At 45.5% G+C, this 19,134-nt stretch carries 18 protein-coding genes; 17 read left to right on the top strand and 1 reads right to left on the bottom strand.

Going from position 1 to position 19,134, the window contains the following annotated elements:
• Positions 1 to 158: 158 nt before the first annotated feature.
• The 17 genes from AB5642_RS03305 to AB5642_RS03225 all read left to right on the top strand — a co-directional run bounded on the left by AB5642_RS03305 (position 159) and on the right by AB5642_RS03225 (position 17,526).
• Positions 159 to 950 (top strand): glycyl-radical enzyme activating protein, encoded by a 792-nt coding sequence (locus AB5642_RS03305; protein WP_173716021.1) that lies wholly within the window; start codon positions 159 to 161, stop codon positions 948 to 950.
• A 363-nt stretch (positions 951 to 1,313) separates the two neighbouring features.
• Positions 1,314 to 2,825, top strand: coding sequence for a 4Fe-4S dicluster domain-containing protein (locus AB5642_RS03300; protein ID WP_148461086.1), 1,512 nt, complete (start codon positions 1,314 to 1,316; stop codon positions 2,823 to 2,825).
• 57 nt (positions 2,826 to 2,882) lie between these two features.
• On the top strand, positions 2,883 to 4,100 hold the full coding sequence (pepT, locus tag AB5642_RS03295; protein ID WP_173716022.1) for a peptidase T: 1,218 nt from the start codon (positions 2,883 to 2,885) through the stop codon (positions 4,098 to 4,100).
• 195 nt (positions 4,101 to 4,295) lie between these two features.
• Complete coding sequence (locus AB5642_RS03290) at positions 4,296 to 4,439, top strand: hypothetical protein (protein ID WP_173716023.1); 144 nt, start codon at positions 4,296 to 4,298, stop codon at positions 4,437 to 4,439.
• 384 nt (positions 4,440 to 4,823) lie between these two features.
• The gene (locus tag AB5642_RS03285; protein ID WP_118578135.1) at positions 4,824 to 5,771 is read left to right on the top strand and encodes an L-lactate dehydrogenase; all 948 of its coding nucleotides are present in this window, start codon (positions 4,824 to 4,826) and stop codon (positions 5,769 to 5,771) included.
• Positions 5,772 to 6,059: 288 nt separating this feature from the next.
• On the top strand, positions 6,060 to 6,854 hold the full coding sequence (locus AB5642_RS03280; RefSeq protein WP_173716024.1) for a CoB--CoM heterodisulfide reductase iron-sulfur subunit B family protein: 795 nt from the start codon (positions 6,060 to 6,062) through the stop codon (positions 6,852 to 6,854).
• Positions 6,854 to 7,255: a 4Fe-4S dicluster domain-containing protein gene (locus tag AB5642_RS03275; RefSeq protein ID WP_173716025.1), complete on the top strand. Its 402-nt coding sequence runs from the start codon at positions 6,854 to 6,856 to the stop codon at positions 7,253 to 7,255. Before AB5642_RS03280 ends, AB5642_RS03275 begins: the two co-directional genes overlap by 1 nt.
• Positions 7,256 to 7,262: 7 nt before the next feature.
• Entirely contained in the window at positions 7,263 to 9,251 is a 1,989-nt protein-coding gene (locus AB5642_RS03270; protein ID WP_118578138.1) for a CoB--CoM heterodisulfide reductase iron-sulfur subunit A family protein, read from the top strand.
• Positions 9,242 to 9,685 (top strand): hydrogenase iron-sulfur subunit, encoded by a 444-nt coding sequence (locus AB5642_RS03265; RefSeq protein ID WP_118578139.1) that lies wholly within the window; start codon positions 9,242 to 9,244, stop codon positions 9,683 to 9,685. The genes AB5642_RS03270 and AB5642_RS03265 overlap by 10 nt, the downstream gene beginning before the upstream one ends.
• The gene (locus tag AB5642_RS03260; protein ID WP_368371454.1) at positions 9,673 to 10,647 is read left to right on the top strand and encodes a 4Fe-4S dicluster domain-containing protein; all 975 of its coding nucleotides are present in this window, start codon (positions 9,673 to 9,675) and stop codon (positions 10,645 to 10,647) included. The genes AB5642_RS03265 and AB5642_RS03260 overlap by 13 nt, the downstream gene beginning before the upstream one ends.
• Positions 10,648 to 10,650: 3 nt before the next feature.
• Positions 10,651 to 11,712 carry a 4Fe-4S dicluster domain-containing protein gene (locus AB5642_RS03255; RefSeq protein WP_173716026.1) on the top strand — a complete coding sequence of 354 codons (1,062 nt, stop codon included), beginning with the start codon at positions 10,651 to 10,653 and terminating at the stop codon, positions 11,710 to 11,712.
• The gene (locus AB5642_RS03250; protein ID WP_021924662.1) at positions 11,712 to 12,566 is read left to right on the top strand and encodes an FAD/NAD(P)-binding protein; all 855 of its coding nucleotides are present in this window, start codon (positions 11,712 to 11,714) and stop codon (positions 12,564 to 12,566) included. The genes AB5642_RS03255 and AB5642_RS03250 overlap by 1 nt, the downstream gene beginning before the upstream one ends.
• Before the next feature lie 271 nt (positions 12,567 to 12,837).
• A complete protein-coding gene (locus tag AB5642_RS03245; RefSeq protein WP_118578143.1) occupies positions 12,838 to 13,512 on the top strand; it encodes a 2Fe-2S iron-sulfur cluster-binding protein in 675 nt (224 codons plus the stop codon).
• A 15-nt stretch (positions 13,513 to 13,527) separates the two neighbouring features.
• Positions 13,528 to 15,141, top strand: a complete 1,614-nt coding sequence (locus AB5642_RS03240) for an FAD-dependent oxidoreductase (protein WP_118578144.1) — start codon at positions 13,528 to 13,530, stop codon at positions 15,139 to 15,141.
• 127 nt (positions 15,142 to 15,268) lie between these two features.
• A complete protein-coding gene (locus AB5642_RS03235; RefSeq protein WP_148461094.1) occupies positions 15,269 to 16,111 on the top strand; it encodes a fumarate hydratase in 843 nt (280 codons plus the stop codon).
• A gap of 2 nt (positions 16,112 to 16,113) precedes the next feature.
• Positions 16,114 to 16,680, top strand: a complete 567-nt coding sequence (locus AB5642_RS03230) for a Fe-S-containing hydro-lyase (RefSeq protein ID WP_118578146.1) — start codon at positions 16,114 to 16,116, stop codon at positions 16,678 to 16,680.
• A gap of 156 nt (positions 16,681 to 16,836) precedes the next feature.
• Positions 16,837 to 17,526, top strand: coding sequence for a YoaK family protein (locus AB5642_RS03225; protein WP_118578147.1), 690 nt, complete (start codon positions 16,837 to 16,839; stop codon positions 17,524 to 17,526).
• A gap of 157 nt (positions 17,527 to 17,683) precedes the next feature.
• Here AB5642_RS03225 and AB5642_RS03220 read toward each other — a convergent pair whose 3' ends face one another.
• Positions 17,684 to 19,075, bottom strand: coding sequence for a sodium-dependent transporter (locus AB5642_RS03220; RefSeq protein WP_173736136.1), 1,392 nt, complete (start codon positions 19,073 to 19,075; stop codon positions 17,684 to 17,686).
• Positions 19,076 to 19,134 lie beyond the last annotated feature (59 nt).

The raw sequence follows: 19,134 nt of genomic DNA, 5'->3' as shown, positions 1-19,134 counted from the left end.
ACTCTTATGCAGGAGAGTTATAATTGCCCCATAGCTCACTTCTTAGCGAGATGATAAGTGTGGCTGTGAATGGGAACTTTCTGCGAAAAATATAAATGGAATTGCTGGTGGCTTCGTTAAGAGAAGTCTGCTGGCACTTCCGTATAATGGAGAAATCTATGGAATATTTAGACACTACAGGACGTATTTTCGACGTCCAGCGCTATTCCATCCATGACGGTCCTGGAATCCGTACCATTGTGTTTTTGAAAGGCTGTGTGCTCAGATGTCAGTGGTGCTGCAATCCGGAATCCCAGGAATATAAGATCCAGACAATGAAAACTCCAGACGGTGTGAAGACCATGGGACGAGACGTAACGGTCCGCGAGATGATCGAACTGGTAGAGAAGGATCGCCCATACTACTACCGTTCCGGCGGCGGAATGACACTTTCCGGCGGCGAATGTCTCTGTCAGCCGGAATTTGCCCGTGACCTTCTTCGCGCAGCGAAAGAGCGTGGAATTAATACAGCTATCGAGAGTATGGCTTGTGTTCCCTGGAAAAATATAGAGATGGTACTGCCTTATCTGGATACTTACCTGATGGATATCAAGCATACCAATCAGGAGAAGCATAAGCAGTTTACAGGCAAGCCCAATGGACTGGCTCTGGAGAACGCCAGAAAGGTAGCTCTTTCTGGCCAGACCAATCTGGTGATTCGTGTACCTGTTGTTCCAACGTTCAATGACAGTGTGGAGGAAATCAAGTCTATTGCTTCCTTTGCATCTACATTGCCAGGTGTGAAGAAGATTCACCTTCTTCCATATCACCGTCTGGGACAGGATAAGTACGACTGGCTTGGAAGAGAATACAAGCTGCCGGAGATACTTCCTCCAGAACCGGAGCATATGGAACTTTTAAAAAAAGCAGTGCATTCCGTCTGTGATCTGGATTGCCAGATAGGTGGATGAAATACTATTTTATGTGAAAATTTTGAAGAAAGACATTGTGTGGAGAAATCTGTACAGTGTCTTTTTTTGCGTGCATTTCTTATTTAATGTGTTGGGAGGGTGAAAAGTTCTTCAGGAGGGACACATTTGAACAACTTTCAACACACTAAAAGAAAGCCTTTTTCATACATGCTCCAGGAAAAGAAATTGGAAAAAGATTTGCTTAAATTATAATTTTTTTGTATGATAGGTGGTATAATAAATACTTGATGAATTTATATCAACTATTTAAAAAAGCGGAGAAAGAAAACTTTATAAAGACAGTTAGATTGATTGCGGTAAAATCTGGCTGGTGCAAAATACTACAGCATAAGGAGAAAAAGAATGAGAGGACTATACTCATCAAAGACAAAAATCAGACACCAGATTTTTACTGAAATTGCCCGGCTTGCCTATGAGGGCGACATTGAGAAAGAGATGGATGATCTTCCGTACAAAATTCTTCCAGGAGAGATTGCAACATATCGTGACAGTATTTTTCTGGAGAGAGCTATCGTAGGAGAGAGACTGCGTGTGGCAATGGGACTGCCTCTTCGAAACATTTCCGAGCATGCGCCAATTTCCAAGGGCGTAGAAGCCAGCTTGATCGAAGAGAAATATTATGAGCCGCCCCTTATCAATATTATTAAATTCGCCTGCAACTCCTGTCCGGAGAAGCGTGTGATTGTCACAGAGGGCTGCCAGGGCTGTCTGGAACATCCTTGTCAGGAGGTCTGTCCCAAGCAGGCTATCCACATGGAAAACGGGCGGTCTGTGATCGATCAGGAGAAATGCATCAAATGTGGAAAGTGTCTGGAATCCTGTCCATATAATGCCATTATCAAGCAGGAGCGTCCGTGTGCCAAGGCCTGTGGAATGAATGCCATCCATTCAGACGAGTATGGCAGAGCAGAGATCGACTATGACAAGTGTGTTTCCTGTGGAATGTGCCTGGTAAGCTGTCCGTTCAGTGCCATTGTAGATAAGGGACAGATTTATCAGACCATTATGGCATTAAAAAGTGATACACCAGTTTATGCCATTGTAGCGCCGGCTGTGGCAGGTCAGTTTGAACCGGAATTGAAGAATACCCAGCTTCGGGGAGCTTTTAAGGCGCTTGGATTTACGGATATTAAGGAAGTGGCTGTGGGTGCAGATCTTTGCACCATTGAGGAGGCTAAGGACTTCATGAAGGAAGTGCCGGAGAAAATTCCGTTTATGGGAACCTCCTGTTGCCCGGCATGGTCTGTTATGGCAAAAAAGACGGTTCCACAGCTTGCCAACTGCATTTCCATGGCGCTTACTCCCATGGTACTGACTGCCAGACTTCTGAAGCAGGAAGAGCCAGACTGCAAGATCGTGTTTGTAGGACCATGTGCAGCCAAGAAGCTGGAGGCAAGCCGTAAGTCGGTTCGAAGCTATGTGGACTTCGTTCTCACCTTTGAAGAGGTGAAAGGCATGTTTGATGCCAAGGATGTTGATTTTGCCAGCCTTCCGGAGGAAGAGCCTCTTACCCAGGCCAGTAGTGACGGTCGTGGCTTTGCTGTTAGCGGCGGTGTGGCAGCCGCAGTTGTGAAAGCTGTAAAGCGTATGGATCCGGATCGCGAGGTGAAGGTAGTCAGTGCTAACGGACTTCAGGAGTGTAAAAAGATGCTGATGGCAGCCAAAGCAGGGAAATACAACGGATATCTGCTGGAAGGCATGGCGTGTCCTGGCGGCTGCATAGCAGGTGCCGGAACGGTGCAGACTGTAAAGAAGGCGGGAGTGGCACTGGAGAAGATGAAGAAGGAAGCGTCTTTTGAAGAATGTATGGATACTTCATTTGGCGGGGAACTGGAGAAACTGGAAGAGCTGTAAAATTATTTAGCCGAGCTGCTTGAAAATAAAGAATACATGAGAAGGAGAAAAGCAAAAATGCGTGCATACGAACGTTTATTAAATTATGTGAAAGTATATACCACAAGCGAGGATGAGCAGGAGAACGTGCCATCCACCAGCCGCCAGTTTGACCTGGGAAACCAGTTGGCAGAGGAACTGAAAAAGATAGGAGTTCAGGCTGTGCGCATTGATGACAAGTGCTATGTTTATGGTATAATCCCGGCAACAGAAGGACTTGAGGATAAGCCGGCCATTGGTTTTATTGCACATATGGACACGGCACCTGATTTCTCAGGAGAGAACGTAAATCCTCAGATCATCCCGAATTATGACGGTGGAGATGTGAAACTGGGAGAGAGCGAATATGCCCTTACTTTGAAAGATTTCCCACACCTTTCCTCTTTAAAAGGCAGAACCTTGATCACTACAGATGGAACTACGCTTCTTGGGGCTGATGACAAGGCTGGTGTAGCAGAAATCATGACTATGGCAGAGCAGATTATCACTGAGAACATTCCTCATGGAAAAATCTGCATCGGTTTTACCCCGGATGAGGAGGTCGGCTGTGGTGCAGACTTCTTCGATGTAGAAGGCTTTGGGGCTGATTTTGCCTACACCGTAGACGGCGGCGCTGAGAATGAGATTGAATACGAGAACTTCAATGCCGCAGGTGCAAAGGTAAAGATCAAAGGCTTTTCCGTACATCCAGGCAGCAGTAAGAATACCATGATCAATGCAGCGCTGGTTGCCATGGAGTTTAACAACATGCTTCCAGCAGGAGATACTCCGGCCAATACAGAAGAGTATGAGGGATTTTTCCATCTCTGCGAAATGAGCGGAGATGTATCCACGGCAAGCCTTGACTATATCATCCGCGACCATGACAGTGCCATGTTTGCCTGCCGCCAGGAGATGATGTGGCATATTGCCAAACTTCTCAATGAAAAATATGGTGAAGGTACTGTGACGCTTACTATGAAAGAGCAGTATCGTAATATGAAAGAGATGATTGAGCCCTGTATGCATCTGATCGATAATGCGAAGAAGGCTGTGCAGCAGTCCGGACTGAATCCTGAGACAGTTGCAATCCGCGGCGGCACAGATGGCGCAAGACTTTCCTTCATGGGACTGCCTTGTCCGAACCTTGGAACCGGCGGTTATGCCTTCCACGGACCATGCGAACACATTACCGTTGAAGGAATGGATTATGCCGTGGAGAATCTGAAGAATATTGTGAAGCTGTACGCCTACTGATTCGGGCAAGAAAAAGCATTGGTGAGATCCATGATTTTTTAAACATGTTTTAGAAAAAAGCATCTGTCGAATCGTAACTGACAGATGCTTTCTTCTTCTCAAATTTAAACAAAATTTTACATGTCCGAGACAACAAGCTGCTTTTTTTCCTTATAATTATCTTGAGAAAAAAGCTAAAAAGGAGAACTGATCTACTTGAAGTACCAGAAAATTGTAAATAATAAGGAAATTAATGCATATCTGAAAAAGGGAGACGCCAATCTGGGGACAATGGGATTTACAGAAGTAATCTACATAAAATCATACAAAACAGAGCCCCTATATTTATGCAATATGTAGAAGCCCCAAAATAATGATAAAAATTAAAAAAAATAGTTGTTAAAAGATTGTCATTGTGGTATCTTAATGAGAGCGGAGAAAACCAATATTTTATGCGGAGACGAAGAGGGAAAAGTCCTTTTGTTGAGAATTGTTTGTCAAGAAACACATAGTGACATGACTTGAACCAGGAAAACAGGAAGAAAATTCTCTGTGTTTCTGGTTTAGGCCATGTCACAAGGCAGAAAATAAAGTTTTTACCCGCTTTTTTTCTAACTGTGATTGTTAAAAAATAAACAAGAAACAAAGGACATCACACAGGGAAAACCAACCAATCCCACGGAAAAGTAACAAAACAGAGGGAAAAGTTGACACAATCCCACAACCCCATGAAAGGAGTTTTTTATGAGCAGCAAAATTACCATTATCGGAGCTGGAAGCGTTGGCTCCACTATCGCTTACACACTGGCACACGATGAGATCGCTTCCGAGATTGTTCTGATCGACATCAACAAGGAGAAGGTTGAAGGAGAGGTTATGGACATTGAGCAGGGAACCTGCTTTAGAAGCCCTGTATCTCTGGTGGCCGGAGATTACGCAGATGCCAAAGATTCAGACATCGTGATCATTACTTCCGGAATCGCCCGTAAACCAGGACAGACACGAATTGAGCTTACTCAGACAAACGTAAACATTCTGAAGAGCATCACTCCTCAGATCGTAAAAGAAGCTCCAGACGCAAAGTATATTATCGTAAGCAACCCGGTAGATATTATGACCTATGTATTTACCAAGATTTCCGGTCTTCCGGAGAATCAGATCATGGGATCCGGAACTATTCTTGATACAGCAAGACTTCGCTATGGACTTTCCGAGCACTTCAAAGTAGCCCAGGGAAATATCCACGCTTATGTTTTTGGCGAGCACGGAGACACCTCCTTCATTCCATGGACAGGCGCTTACATTTCCGGTCTCAGCACAGATGAGTATTATGAAGAAATGAAAGCTCACGGCAAGGATGTGAAACCTCTGGATAAAGAAGCCATGCTGGAATATGTACAGAAATCCGGCGGAAAAGTTATTGCAAAGAAAGGTGCAACCTTCTACGCAGTATCTGCTACCGTTTGCCAGCTGGTAGGTCTGATCCTGGCAGCTTCCGATTCCCTTGCAACTGTATCCTCCATGCTTCACGGTGAGTATGGGATTGAAGATGTGTGCCTGAGTACCCTTACTCTTGTAGGACCAAATGGAACACAGGGAAAAGTTCAGATGCGTATGAATAAAGAGGAAATTGCATTGCTGAAGAAGAGTGCCGATGCCCTGAAGGAAGTAATCGCACAGATTGAGCTTTAAAAGTTATTGTTCCCAGATATTATTCCGCGAAGCAGACAGATGTGAACGGAAGAAACAGTAATTTTTCACCTTAGCTTTGTAGAGTGCATTTTGTAAAGAAAAAAATAATTTCAAGTGCAGAATCGAAGCATTACATTCAACTATACCAGCAAAGACATCCCCGGCTTCTATCGCGGAAAGCGGTAAGTCGGGTTCCACTTTGCGAAAGCAACCCAAATAGCTGCTGTTTACATATGTGAATTTAGAAAAGCACATTTAGTGAACAGTGACAAGAAAGGAACAAGAAGCATGAAGTACAGTTATTATCCAGGATGTACCCTGAAGAATAAGGCAAAAGATCTGGATGCCTATGCCAGAGCTTCTGCAAAAGCACTGGGCTTCGAAATGGAAGAGATAGAAGACTGGCAGTGCTGCGGCGGCGTATATCCTCTTGGCAGCGATGAGATTGCCACCAAACTTTCTTCCGTCCGGGCTTTAAATGACGCAAAAGAAAAAGAACAGGATCTGATCACAGTCTGTTCAGCCTGTCATCATGTGCTCAAACGTGTGAACGACGACATGAAAAACGTGGACGACATCCGCACCAGAGCAAATAATTATCTGAAACTGGATACTCCATATGAAGGAGAGACAAATGTCCTTCATTATCTGGAAGTACTCCGTGATGAAGTTGGATTTGATGAGATCAAAAAGAAAGTGGTAAATCCTTTAACCGGCAAAAAAATCGGTGCATATTATGGCTGCCTTCTTTTAAGACCAGGAAAGATCATGTCATTTGATAATCCGGAGAATCCAACCATTATGGAAGACTTCATCCGTGCCCTTGGCGCAGAACCTGTGGTATACCCATACCGCAATGAGTGCTGCGGCGGCTACATTTCCCTAAAAGAAAAAGAAATGGCACAGAATATGTGTGAAAAGATCATGGACAGTGCAAAGGGCTTTGAAGCAGATATGCTGATCACAGCCTGTCCACTTTGCATGTATAACCTGAAAAAGAACGGAACCGGCGATCTTCCTGTTTACTATTTTACAGAACTTCTTGCAGAAGCTCTCGGAGTAAAAGAGGAGGTGGCGAAGTAATGGCTTATACATATGGAAATACTCAGAATGCAGCAGAGCGAATCAAAGAAATTTCCGGAGTAAATCCCCTGAAATGTATGAAATGCGGAAAATGCTCCGCAACCTGTCCTGCATTTAACGAGATGGATATCAAGCCTCACCAGTTTGTAACTTATGTACAGAACGGCGACATTGAAGCTCTTGCACAGTCAAAATCCTTATGGAAATGCCTCTCCTGCTTTGCATGTGTAGAACGCTGTCCAAGAGATGTTAAACCGGGAAAACTGATCGACGCAGCCAGACAGCTGGTTGTCCGCGAGCGCGAACAGAACTATCTGACCGCAGACGAAATTCCGGAGCTGCTTGATGAAGACACACCGCAGCAGCTGCTGGTAAGTGCATTCAGAAGATACAGGAGGTGAAAAACAGGTGCAGAGAATAGGTGTATTCGTATGTCATTGTGGTACCAATATTGCAGCCACAGTTGATGTAAAAAAAGTAGTAGAGATGGCAGCAAAAGAGCCAGGCGTTGTTCATGCGGAAGATTATCAGTACATGTGCTCCGAAGCAGGACAGGCCAAGATCATTAACGCCATCCATGAAAAAAATCTGACAGGAATCGTAGTCTGTTCCTGTTCCCCGCGTATGCATGAGGCTACCTTTAGAAAGGCAGCACAGAAAGCGGGATTAAACCCATATATGGTAGAGATTGCCAATATCCGTGAGCATTGCTCCTGGATCCACAAGGATATGGAAGAGGCTACCTTAAAGGCAGTGATCCTTGCAAGAGCCGCAATCGCAAAAGTAAATCTGGATGCTCCTCTTCAGCCAGGCGAGAGCCTTGTAACCAAACGAGCTCTTGTAATCGGCGGAGGTATTGCCGGAATCCAGTCAGCCCTTGACATTGCAGAGGCTGGTTATGAGGTTGATATTGTAGAGAAGCTTCCAAGTATTGGTGGAAGAATGTCCCAGCTGGACAAAACCTTCCCAACTCTGGACTGCTCCGCGTGTATCCTTACACCGAAAATGGTAGAGGCAGCAGCACATGAGAAAATCAACATCTATACATACAGTGAAGTTGAGAAGGTAAGCGGCTTTGTAGGTGACTTCACCGTTGATATCCGCAAGAAAGCAAGAAGCGTGGATATGAGCAAATGTACCGGATGCGGCGTTTGTTCTGAGAAATGTCCGTCCAAGAAAAATCCAAACGAATTTAACCGCGGTCTGAACAACAGAAGTGCTATCTACATTCCGTTCGCTCAGGCTATCCCAAATGTTCCGGTAATCGACCGCGAGCATTGTACCAAATTTAAAACCGGAAAATGCGGTGTCTGCTCCAAGGTTTGTGCCGCAGGTGCAATTGATTATGAGCAGAAGGATGAGATCGTTACACAGAAATACGGTGCAATCGTGGTTGCAACCGGTTTTGACGTGATTCCGCTGGATAAATATGATGAGTACGCTTACAGCCAGAGTAAGGACGTTATCACCTCTCTTGAGCTTGAGCGTATCATGAATGCAGCAGGACCTACAAAGGGTCATCTTGAGAGACTTTCCGATGGAAAAGCTCCGAAAAACATTGTATTTGTACAGTGTGTGGGAAGCCGTTGCTCTGACGACAGAGGAAAGAGCTACTGTTCCAAGATCTGCTGTATGTACACTGCAAAACATGCAATGCTGATCCGTGACAAATACCCGGATACAAATGTAACTGTTTTCTACATTGACGTTCGTACTCCCGGTAAAAACTTCGATGAGTTCTACAGAAGAGCTGTTGAAGATTACGGTGTAAATTATGTAAAAGGCCAGGTTGGAAAGGTAATCCCACAGCCAGATGGAACTCTTATGGTTCAGGCTTCTGACCTGCTTGAAAATAAACAGATTCTTATGGAGGCTGATATGGTAGTTCTTGCAGCTGCCATCGAGCCAAACAAGGATGTAAGAAAAATTGCAACTATGCTTACCGCAAGTATTGATACCAACAACTTCCTCACAGAAGCACATGCAAAGCTTCGTCCGGTAGAGTCCCCTACAGCTGGTATTTTCCTTTCCGGTGTCTGCCAGGGACCAAAGGATATTCCGGAGACAGTTGCACAGGCTGGCGCAGCAGCAGTAAAGGCAATCGGCCTTCTTGCAAAAGACAAGCTGACCACCAACCCATGTACCGCACATTCTGACGAGCTTCTTTGCAACGGATGCTCCCAGTGTGCAAATGTGTGTCCGTATGGTGCGATTTCCTATGAGGAAAAACAGGTAAATGACCACGGAATCCGTGAGACAAGAAGAATTGCTGTTGTAAACAATGCTCTTTGCCAGGGCTGTGGTGCATGTACCGTAACCTGCCCGTCCGGAGCAATGGATCTCCAGGGATTCTCCAACAGACAGATTTTAGCGGAGGTAGATGCAATATGTCGATAGAAGCAAAAGAAGAATTCAGACCGAAGATCGTGGCATTCTGCTGTAACTGGTGCAGCTACGCAGGTGCAGACCTTGCAGGAAGCAGCCGTCTTTCTTATCCGGCTGATGTAAAGATCATCCGTGTACCATGCTCCTGCCGTGTAAATCCAATGTTTATCCTCCGTGCCTTTGAAAAAGGTGCTGACGGTGTGATTATGTGCGGCTGCCATCCGGGAGACTGCCACTACACAACCGGAAACTATTATGCGAGAAGACGTATGACACTTCTTTTCTCCATGCTGGACTTCATCGGTGTGGAAAATGGCCGTACCCGTGTTGAGTGGGTATCTGCAGCAGAAGGTGTAAAATTCTCCCAGACCATGAATGAATTTGTGGAAAAAATCCATTCTCTGGGTAAAAACGTCAGATTGGAGGATTTAAGATGCAGGAACTGATCGCTCGTGCAAAAGAACTGCTGGCTGATGGAACCGTAGTACGTGTTCTTGGCTGGAAAGCCGGAGACCTGCCTTACAATCCGGAAGCAGCATATTTCGAAACTGCAGAAAGCCTGGACGAATTTGTCTATAATGGTTTCTGCGGACAGAACTTAAGTAAAATGATGATCGAGGCTTCCAAATTAGAGGGAAAAACCCTTGTCTGTCTGAAGCCTTGTGATACCTACAGCTTCAACCAGCTGATCAAGGAGCACCGTGTAGACCGTGAAAAAGCCTACATTATCGGTGTTGGCTGTAAAGGCAAGCTGGATGTGGAGAAGCTTCGTAAAATGGGCATCAAGGGAATCCAGAGCATTTCCGGCGCTGAGCTTACCGATGATTGTGAAAAACTTAACATTTCCACAATCTATGGTGACAAAACAGTCGCTTACAAGGATGCAATGCTGGAGCGCTGCCATGTATGCAAAGGAAAAGAGCACATGATCTACGACGAGATCATCGGCGAATCCAAGGATACAAAGGATGCAGACCGTTTTGCAGAGGTGGAGAAAATTGAGAAGATGAGCCCGGAAGAGCGCTTCGCATTTTTCCAGAAGGAGCTGAGCAAATGTATCCGCTGCAATGCCTGCCGCAATGCATGTCCAGCCTGCAGCTGTCGTAAATGTGTATTCGACAGCAACAAGTTTGACAGTGCGCAGAAGGCAAATGTGGATTCCTTTGAAGAAAAAATGTTCCACATTATCCGTGCATTCCACGTTGCAGGAAGATGTACAGACTGCGGTGAGTGCAGCCGTGTCTGCCCGCAGGGGATTCCGCTTCATCTGTTTAACCGTAAGTTCATCAAGGATATTGATACCTTCTACGGCGAATATCAGGCAGGAGCAGATGCTGAGTCAAAAGGCCCGCTGACCAGCTTTACATTTGATGATGTAGAGCCAGGTGTAGTGGCAGAAAGGGGATAATGTATGTATAAGATTGAAAAAGAAAATCTGGAAGCATTATTCCGGAAAATCGCAGAAAGCCAGGATCTGATCCTTCCGATCAAAAAGGCAGGACAGACCAACTTCGGCCTTTGGAATGAAGGAGAAGAGGCAGACCTTGAGACATTGAAAACCGTAAAATCCGGCAAAGATGCCTTTTTCCCACAGAGCGAAACACTTTACACCTGTGTTCGTGATGGAAAGAAGCTGACCGTAGAGCCGGAAGAGCTGAGAAGCCGTCCGTTCGTTGTATTTGGCATGAAGGCCTGCGATGTAAAAGGGGTTGCAGTTCTGGATAAGGTTTTTCTTGCTGATCCTGTTGATACTTTCTATGCAGCAAGAAGAGACCATGGAACTATCGTTGCCCTGGCTTGTCATGAGCCGGAGGAATCCTGTTTCTGTAAGGTTTTTGGAACAGATGCAGCAGATCCGGAAGCAGACGCCGATGGAAAAGGAATTGCCGATGTAGCAGCCTGGATGGTGGAGGGAAGCCTTTACTGGAAAGCCCTTACGGAAAAAGGAGAGGCTCTTACAGAAGCTGTAAAAGAACTTCTTACCCCGGCTGACGGCGATCAGGCAAAAGTGGATGCTGAAAAAGAAGCAATCCATAACATTGTAGAAAAGCTTCCATATACACATCTTTCCCTGGAAGGATGGGATGGAAATGCTACAGATGCGAAGTTTAATTCTCCTGTCTGGGAGACTTTATATAAACCATGCCTGGCATGCGGAACCTGTACCTTTGTATGTCCGACCTGCCAGTGCTATGACATCAAGGATTACGACACAGGACACGGTGTAAAGCGTTACCGTTGCTGGGATTCCTGTATGTATTCCGATTTCACAATGATGGCTCACGGAAATAACCGTACCAGCCAGCTGCAGAGATTCCGTCAGAGATTTATGCACAAGCTTGTATATTTCCCTGCTAATAACAACGGTATGTACTCCTGTGTAGGCTGTGGCCGCTGCGTGGAAAAATGTCCGTCATCTTTAAATATTGTGAAGGTGATCAAGGCTTTTGAAAAGCATGGAGGTGAAAAGTAATGAGCGAGTGTACCTGTCATAAAAATTATACTCTGGATACTCTGATCCCGCAGGTTGGCGTGATCACAGATATTCACGAGGAGACTCCGGATGTAAAAACATTCTGTGTAACAGCACCGGATGGAGGAAAGCTTTTTGAGCATATGCCAGGCCAGTGCGCTATGGTCTGCGCCCCAGGTGTAAGCGAAGGTATGTTTTCCATTACTTCCTCTCCTACAAATAAAGAGTATCAGGAATTCAGTATTAAGAAATGTGGTGAGCTGACCTCTTATCTTCACAGCCTTCAGGTGGGAGATGAGATCACAGTACGTGGACCATATGGTAACCATTTTCCGGTAGAGGATAAGCTGAAAGGCAAAAATCTTCTGTTTATTGCCGGTGGTATCGGTCTTGCACCACTTCGTTCCGTAATCAACTACGTTCTTGACAATCGCGATGACTATGGCACTGTAGATATTCTCTACGGTTCCCGTTCCGCAGATGATCTTGTAAAATTAAAAGAGATCCAGGAAGTGTGGATGAATGCAAAAGACGTAAACGTCTACCTGACCATCGACCGTGAGCAGGAAGGCTGGGACGGACATGTAGGTTTCGTACCGACTTATTTAAAAGAAATCGGCTTTGATACCAACAAAGTCGCATTAGTCTGTGGACCGCCGATCATGATCAAATTCGTACTTCAGGGCCTTGAGGAGCTTGGATTTACAAGAACTCAGGTTTATACAACACTGGAGCTTCGTATGAAGTGCGGTATTGGTAAATGCGGACGTTGTAATATCGGATCTAAGTACGTATGTAAAGATGGTCCGGTTTTTAGAATGGACGAGATCGATCAATTACCTGACGAGTACTAAACTTTTTAATCTTAAGAAACTTTCGAATAAATGAATCAGTTATTGCCAGTACACAGACTTGGGGAATGGGTATCTCGCTAAGATGCCCATTTCAGGAGCGGTTTTAGCGGCGCTGAAATCCAGCGCTTACGAAGACTTAGGAGTGAAGGCTCTCCTGAACTCCTTAGTCGCAGTTAGCGATTAGTTCAGCAGAGCGTTGCGACGGGCACGTGCGGGATACCCATTTCACAAGTCGTACGGGTTGAATAAGTAGAAGAAAGGACCCCACAACATGGAAAATATGGTAAACGTATATTTCTTCGGTAAAAAATACACCGTACCAGCTGACCTGACCATTATGACGGCCATGGAATACGCCGGATACACTTTAAAACGCGGCTGCGGCTGCCGTCACGGCTTCTGCGGCGCCTGCGCCACAATCTACAGAATCAAAGGCGACAACGAACTGAAAACCTGTCTTGCCTGTCAGACGCAGGTACAGGAAGGCATGTATGTAGCAAGCATCCCGTTTTTCCCTACAGACAAGAGACTCTACAACATCGAAGACCTTCAGCCAAACCAGCAGGTCATGATGGAGCTCTACCCGGAAATTTACAGCTGTATCGGCTGTAACGCATGTACAAAAGCATGTACCCAGGGCTTAAATGTAATGCAGTACATCGCATATGCACAGAGAGGCGAGCTTGAGAAATGTGCAGAAGAATCCTTTGACTGCGTAAGCTGCGGATGCTGTTCCGTAAGATGTCCGGCAGGTATCTCTCACCCGATGGTAGGTCTTCTTGCAAGACGTCTCACAGGAAAATACATTGCTCCTAAGAGTGAGCATCTTGAAAAACGTGTAGAAGAGATCCATGAAGGCAAATACGATGATCTGATCGAGCAGATCATGCAGAAACCGATCACAGACATGGAAGAACTTTATAACAACAGAGAAATTGAGAAATAAGGAGGGCATAAAAACATGTACGCACCATATCCAGAAAATATGATGGAATCCATCAAAAAGGTAGAGGCTACAAGAGCACAGCGTATGGCAACAGAGCCAAGACGTCTGAGCGCTGATGAGAAAGATGCTCTTCTTAAGAAATTCCATCCAGACTATAACCCGGATGCATTTGCAGAAATCAAAGTAGGACCAAACAAAGGACAGAAGGCACCGCTGGAGCTGGCAGAAATGCTTCACTCCGAAAGCCGTCTTCTGAATGAAAAAATTGACCTTAACAAAATCGATTATGATGTAGATGTACTTGTAATCGGCGGCGGCGGTGCAGGCTCCTCCTGTGCCATCGAAGCACACAATGCAGGTGCCAACGTTATGATCGTGACCAAGCTTCGTATCGGTGATGCCAACACCATGATGGCAGAAGGTGGAATCCAGGCAGCTGACAAAGAAAATGATTCTCCTGTACAGCATTATCTGGACTGCTTCGGCGGCGGACATTTTGCTGCAAAGCCAGAGCTGGTAAAGAGACTTGTAATGGAAGCTCCGGATGCAATTAAATGGCTGAACGATCTTGGCGTTGAGTTCGATAAAGAAGACGATGGAACCATGATCACCACACACGGTGGCGGAACCTCCAGAAAGAGAATGCATGCTGCAAAGGATTATTCCGGATCTGAAATCATGCGTACTATCCGTGACGAGGTTCTGAACCTTGGCATTCCGGTAGTAGAATTTACTTCCGCTGTGGAGCTTCTGAAAGATGAAAAAGGGCAGACAGCAGGTGCTGTTCTTCTTAACATGGAAACCGGCGATTACTCCGTCGCAAGAGCAAAAACAGTTGTCATTGCAACCGGCGGAGCAGGAAGAATGCACTATCAGGGATTCCCTACCTCTAACCACTACGGCGCAACCGCAGATGGTCTTGTACTTGGTTACAGAGCAGGTGCTTCCCTTCTTTATCAGGATTCCATCCAGTACCATCCAACTGGTGCCATTTATCCGTCCCAGATCCTTGGCGCACTGGTAACAGAGAAAGTTCGTTCCGTTGGCGCGCAGCTTGTAAATGCAAACGGAGAAGCCTATATTCACCCTCTGGAAACCCGTGACGTCAATGCTTCCGGTGTTATCCGTGAGTGTGAGGAAGGCCGTGGCGTAGAGGTTCCTGGCGGACTGAAAGGTGTATGGCTGGATACTCCGATGATTGAGATCCTTGGAGGAGAGGGAACTATTGAGAAGAGAATCCCGGCAATGTTCCGTATGTACATGAACTATGGCGTTGATATGAGAAAAGTGCCGATCGTAATCTACCCTACTCTGCACTACCAGAATGGTGGTCTGGAAATTGATGGAGATGGATTTACAAAAGAAATCCCGAACCTTCTGGTTGCAGGAGAAGCTGCAGGCGGAATCCATGGAAGAAACAGACTGATGGGCAACTCTCTTCTGGACGTAATCGTATTCGGAAGAAATGCCGGTAAAAAGGCAGCTGCAAAATGCAAAGAGGTAGAGCTTGGGGAAATGAACCTGGATCATATTTACGCATATGAGAAAGAGTTAAAAGCAGCAGGGGCAGAGACCGATAAAGTATCTCCATTACTGCTTCCAAACTATGCCCGTCATGAGCAGAGATAATAACCAGATAGTTAAAAAGAACTTCCGGTACCGTTAAATTGCCGGTATCGGAAGCTTTTTATATAATGTAACAGGATATGTCGCCTTTTGGCGGTATGCCATAAATGAAAGAAGGGAGCTTACCAAAATGCGTGAAGTAGAAGTAAGCAGACTTACAGATGTCATCGAAAAACTCTGTATCGAAGCAAACGAACATCTTCCGGAAGACGTAAAATGCGCTATCAAAACATGCCGCGCATGCGAAGACGGAGAGATTGCCAAGGGTATTCTTGACAATATTATCGAGAATTTTGATATTGCAGATAACGAAAATGTACCGATCTGTCAGGATACAGGAATGGCATGTGTGTTCCTGGAAATCGGACAGGATGTGCACTTTGTTGGCGGAGATCTTACTGATGCCATCAATGAAGGTGTACGCCGCGGATATACAAACGGATATCTTCGCAAATCTGTTGTAAAAGATCCTGTACGTCGTGGAAACACAGGAGACAATACACCGGCTATGATTTATACAGAAATCGTTCCTGGCGATAAAGTGAAGATCACAGTGGGCCCGAAAGGCTTCGGAAGTGAGAATATGAGTATGATCCGTATGTTCAAGCCATCTGCAGGACTTCAGGGAATCAAAGATTTCATTCTGGAAGTCGTTGAGACAGCAGGCCCGAATCCATGCCCTCCGATGGTTGTAGGGGTTGGAATCGGCGGAACCTTTGACAAATGTGCTCTTCTTGCAAAGAAGGCACTGATGCGTCCTCTGGATTCCCACAATCCTGATCCATTCTATGCAGAGCTGGAAGATGAAATGCTGGAGAAAGTAAACAAGCTTGGAATCGGACCACAGGGCTTTGGCGGAAAAACCACAGCCATCGGCCTGAACATTGAGACAATGCCTACTCACATTGCGGGAATGCCATGTGCAGTCAACATCAACTGCCACGTTACCCGCCACAAAACGGAGGTGATCTGATCATGGAAAGAAGACATATTACACTGCCTCTGACGGAAGAACTGGCAAAAACCCTTCACGCAGGAGATCAGGTTCTCCTTACCGGAACCATCTACACATCCCGTGACGCAGGTCACAAGCGTATGTGTGAGGCTCTTGCAAAAGGCGAAAAGATTCCTTTTGATCCAACAGATGCAACTATTTATTATGTAGGTCCAACTCCTGCAAAACCAGGTCAGGTCATCGGATCTGCTGGACCAACTACCAGCGGCCGTATGGATGCCTACGCACCAACCATGATGTCTGTAGGAGCCCGCGGAATGATCGGCAAAGGAGCGCGTCTGCCTGAAGTAGTAGAAGCCATGAAAAAATATCACGGTGTTTACTTCGGAGCCATCGGCGGTGCCGGCGCCCTTCTTGCCAAATGTATCAAAAAAGCGGAGCTTATCGCATACGAGGATCTGGGCGCAGAAGCTCTCCGTAAGCTTTACGTAGAAGATATGCCTCTTGTAGTCATTATTGACAGCGAAGGCAACAATCTTTATGAAGAGGGAAGAAAAGAGTATCTGGAAGCTCATAAAGAAAACTAATAATTGTGACGGAAATCCTGCAGAAAGTCTTTTTCAAATACGCTCCAGGCATATAAGATATATATACTCCACATATCAAAATAGATGTTTACAGAAAGCATTATTTATTCTATAATCTGAAGATATGTATACGAAAGACGAAAGAAGGAGCTTATTATGGACCATCATAAAAGGGTACAGACCTCAGAAGCATTCATAAACAGTGCATTCCTTGCAGTGTCAGGAGGATTTCAGGATGCCTATACCTATTTTACCCGCGATGGCGTTTTCTCCAACGCCCAGACCGGAAACGTGGTACTGATGAGTGAGCGGTTTATGAACGGCGAAGTGAAAGCAGGATTGCATTATCTCATTCCCCTGACCGCATTCTTTCTTGGAGTTCTGTTAGCGGAACGCATTCAGGAAAAATTCCGCTATGCCAGACGCCTTCACTGGCGCCAGGGAATCCTTCTGGTAGAGATCATCCTGCTGTTTCTGGTTGGCTTCATCCCAGGGAATCTGAACGTGCTTGCAACCACCCTGGTATCCTTTTCCTGCGCCCTTCAGGTGCAGACCTTCCGAAAGGTTGAAGGAAATGCCTATGCCAGCACCATGTGTATCGGAAATCTGAGAAGCGGCACTGCCGCTCTTTCCGCTTACATGCGTGAAAGAAAGCCCCGCCTGCTTCGTCAGGCCTTATGCTACTTCGCCATTATTTTCCTGTTTGCCATTGGCGCAGGAATTGGCGGCAGACTTTCAATGGCTTACGGCGAAAGAGCCATCTGGGTATCCAGCATCCTGCTTCTCATCAGCTTCCTTTTAATGTTTATTGAGGAAATCGAAGAGGCAGAACACCGCTGGCAGTGAGAAATTAATAAAGCTTCAGTATCTTTACAATTACAAATTATAAAAAACATCCAGTCTCCATATAACGATGGCAGGCTGGATGTTTTTTTACAATATAATCTTTCACAAATTGTGAGGCACATCTTGCAGAAAGTCTTCCTCAAACATGCTCTGCAGTTTAAGATAAAATCCCTGTAGACTGTAAAAACAGAATAAACATCATAACCGGTGCAACAAAGCGGATCATGACGCGGTACAATTTTTTCCTACGGAACTTATCCCCGCTTCTTTCCATTTCGCTAATCACATAATCCGGCGTTACGACCCAGCCGATGAGAATCGTGGAAAGCAGTGCAATAAACGGCATCATAACACTGTTGCTGATGTAATCCATAATATCAAGAAGCTGTCCTACAGAACCGTTCGGAAGCTTCACTTCCACATAGAAAATACTGTATCCCAAAGCGATAACTGCGGAAGCTGCAAGGTAGATCACAGATAAAACAAGAACTGTTTTTTTACGGCTGGTATGAAAAATTTCCATGCAGTTTGCAGTAATAGATTCCAGTACGGAAATACAGGAAGACAAGGTTGCAAAAATAGCAGTTACGAAAAACAGGATTCCTACGAAGGTACCAGCTTTTCCCATTGCAGAAAATACCTTTGGCAGGGAAATAAACATCAGGCTTGGTCCGGCACCCATTCCCTCAGTGCCGGAAAACACATATACAGCCGGGATGATCATGGCACCTGCAAGAAAGGCAACACCTGTGTCAAAAATTTCAATCTGATTGATCGCTTTGTTCAGGTTCACTTCAGGTTTTACATAGGAGCCGTAGGTGATCATAATTCCCATGGATACACTGAGTGAAAAGAACAGCTGGCTCATGGCATCCAGCAGAATCTGCAGAAAACGATGCACAGTCAGTCCTTCAAGGTCAGGCGTCAGGTAGTAAAGAAATCCCTGTAAGCCGGTGCGAAGCTGACCGGAAGCATCCGTATGTGAAATCGTAAGAGAATACACTGCAATCACTACGACCAGAACTAGCAGGACCGGCATCATCCATTTGGATACTTTTTCAATCCCCTTTTCCACGCCATTGTATACAATGAAAGCAGTAACACCCATGAAAAGCAGTGCGAAGATCACCGGTGAAGTGGAAGATGTGATAAAGGCTGTAAAATAGTCATCTGCGGCAGCTGCCTGTGCCTGACCGGTTATGTATACCACCGCATATTTGGTGATCCATCCGCCAATTACCGCGTAATAGGTCATAATAAGCACTGGTACAAGGAATGTAAGGATTCCCAGAAACTTCCATCTGGGATGCATCTGGGTATAGGCTCCGATGGCACTCTTCTGTGTACGCCGTCCGATCGCAATATCCGAGGTGAGAAGAGTAAATCCGAAGGTAAGTACCAGAATCAGGTAGATAATTAAAAATAAGCCGCCTCCGTCTTTTGCGGCAAGGTATGGGAATCTCCACAAATTTCCCACTCCTACAGCACTTCCGGCTGCAGCCAGGACAAAACCAAGCTGTCCTGAAAAATGGTTTGATTTCTTTTCCATTACATTTGTTTCCCCCTTAATGTTGTAAGAATAGGATAACATATGACAAGATAATAGTA

Origin of the sequence: Ruminococcus sp. 1001136sp1_2201st1_G3_2201SCRN_220225 (assembly GCF_040924365.1) — a bacterium.
In the GTDB taxonomy this organism is placed as follows: domain Bacteria; phylum Bacillota; class Clostridia; order Lachnospirales; family Lachnospiraceae; genus Blautia_A; species Blautia_A faecis.
Note: the sequence above shows the minus strand (reverse complement) of the source record. Positions and strands in the feature narration are given on the sequence as shown.

What these genes read in the sequence shown, in the direction of transcription:
- AB5642_RS03305 (WP_173716021.1), top strand. Translation starts at nt 159, where the DNA reads ATGGAATATTTAGACACTACAGGACGTATTTTCGACGTCCAGCGCTAT.
- AB5642_RS03300 (WP_148461086.1), top strand. Translation starts at nt 1,314, where the DNA reads ATGAGAGGACTATACTCATCAAAGACAAAAATCAGACACCAGATTTTT.
- pepT (WP_173716022.1), top strand. Translation starts at nt 2,883, where the DNA reads ATGCGTGCATACGAACGTTTATTAAATTATGTGAAAGTATATACCACA.
- AB5642_RS03285 (WP_118578135.1), top strand. Translation starts at nt 4,824, where the DNA reads ATGAGCAGCAAAATTACCATTATCGGAGCTGGAAGCGTTGGCTCCACT.
- AB5642_RS03280 (WP_173716024.1), top strand. Translation starts at nt 6,060, where the DNA reads ATGAAGTACAGTTATTATCCAGGATGTACCCTGAAGAATAAGGCAAAA.
- AB5642_RS03275 (WP_173716025.1), top strand. Translation starts at nt 6,854, where the DNA reads ATGGCTTATACATATGGAAATACTCAGAATGCAGCAGAGCGAATCAAA.
- AB5642_RS03265 (WP_118578139.1), top strand. Translation starts at nt 9,242, where the DNA reads ATGTCGATAGAAGCAAAAGAAGAATTCAGACCGAAGATCGTGGCATTC.
- AB5642_RS03260 (WP_368371454.1), top strand. Translation starts at nt 9,673, where the DNA reads ATGCAGGAACTGATCGCTCGTGCAAAAGAACTGCTGGCTGATGGAACC.
- AB5642_RS03255 (WP_173716026.1), top strand. Translation starts at nt 10,651, where the DNA reads ATGTATAAGATTGAAAAAGAAAATCTGGAAGCATTATTCCGGAAAATC.
- AB5642_RS03250 (WP_021924662.1), top strand. Translation starts at nt 11,712, where the DNA reads ATGAGCGAGTGTACCTGTCATAAAAATTATACTCTGGATACTCTGATC.
- AB5642_RS03245 (WP_118578143.1), top strand. Translation starts at nt 12,838, where the DNA reads ATGGAAAATATGGTAAACGTATATTTCTTCGGTAAAAAATACACCGTA.
- AB5642_RS03240 (WP_118578144.1), top strand. Translation starts at nt 13,528, where the DNA reads ATGTACGCACCATATCCAGAAAATATGATGGAATCCATCAAAAAGGTA.
- AB5642_RS03235 (WP_148461094.1), top strand. Translation starts at nt 15,269, where the DNA reads ATGCGTGAAGTAGAAGTAAGCAGACTTACAGATGTCATCGAAAAACTC.
- AB5642_RS03230 (WP_118578146.1), top strand. Translation starts at nt 16,114, where the DNA reads ATGGAAAGAAGACATATTACACTGCCTCTGACGGAAGAACTGGCAAAA.
- AB5642_RS03225 (WP_118578147.1), top strand. Translation starts at nt 16,837, where the DNA reads ATGGACCATCATAAAAGGGTACAGACCTCAGAAGCATTCATAAACAGT.
- AB5642_RS03220 (WP_173736136.1), bottom strand. Translation starts at nt 19,075, where the DNA reads ATGGAAAAGAAATCAAACCATTTTTCAGGACAGCTTGGTTTTGTCCTG.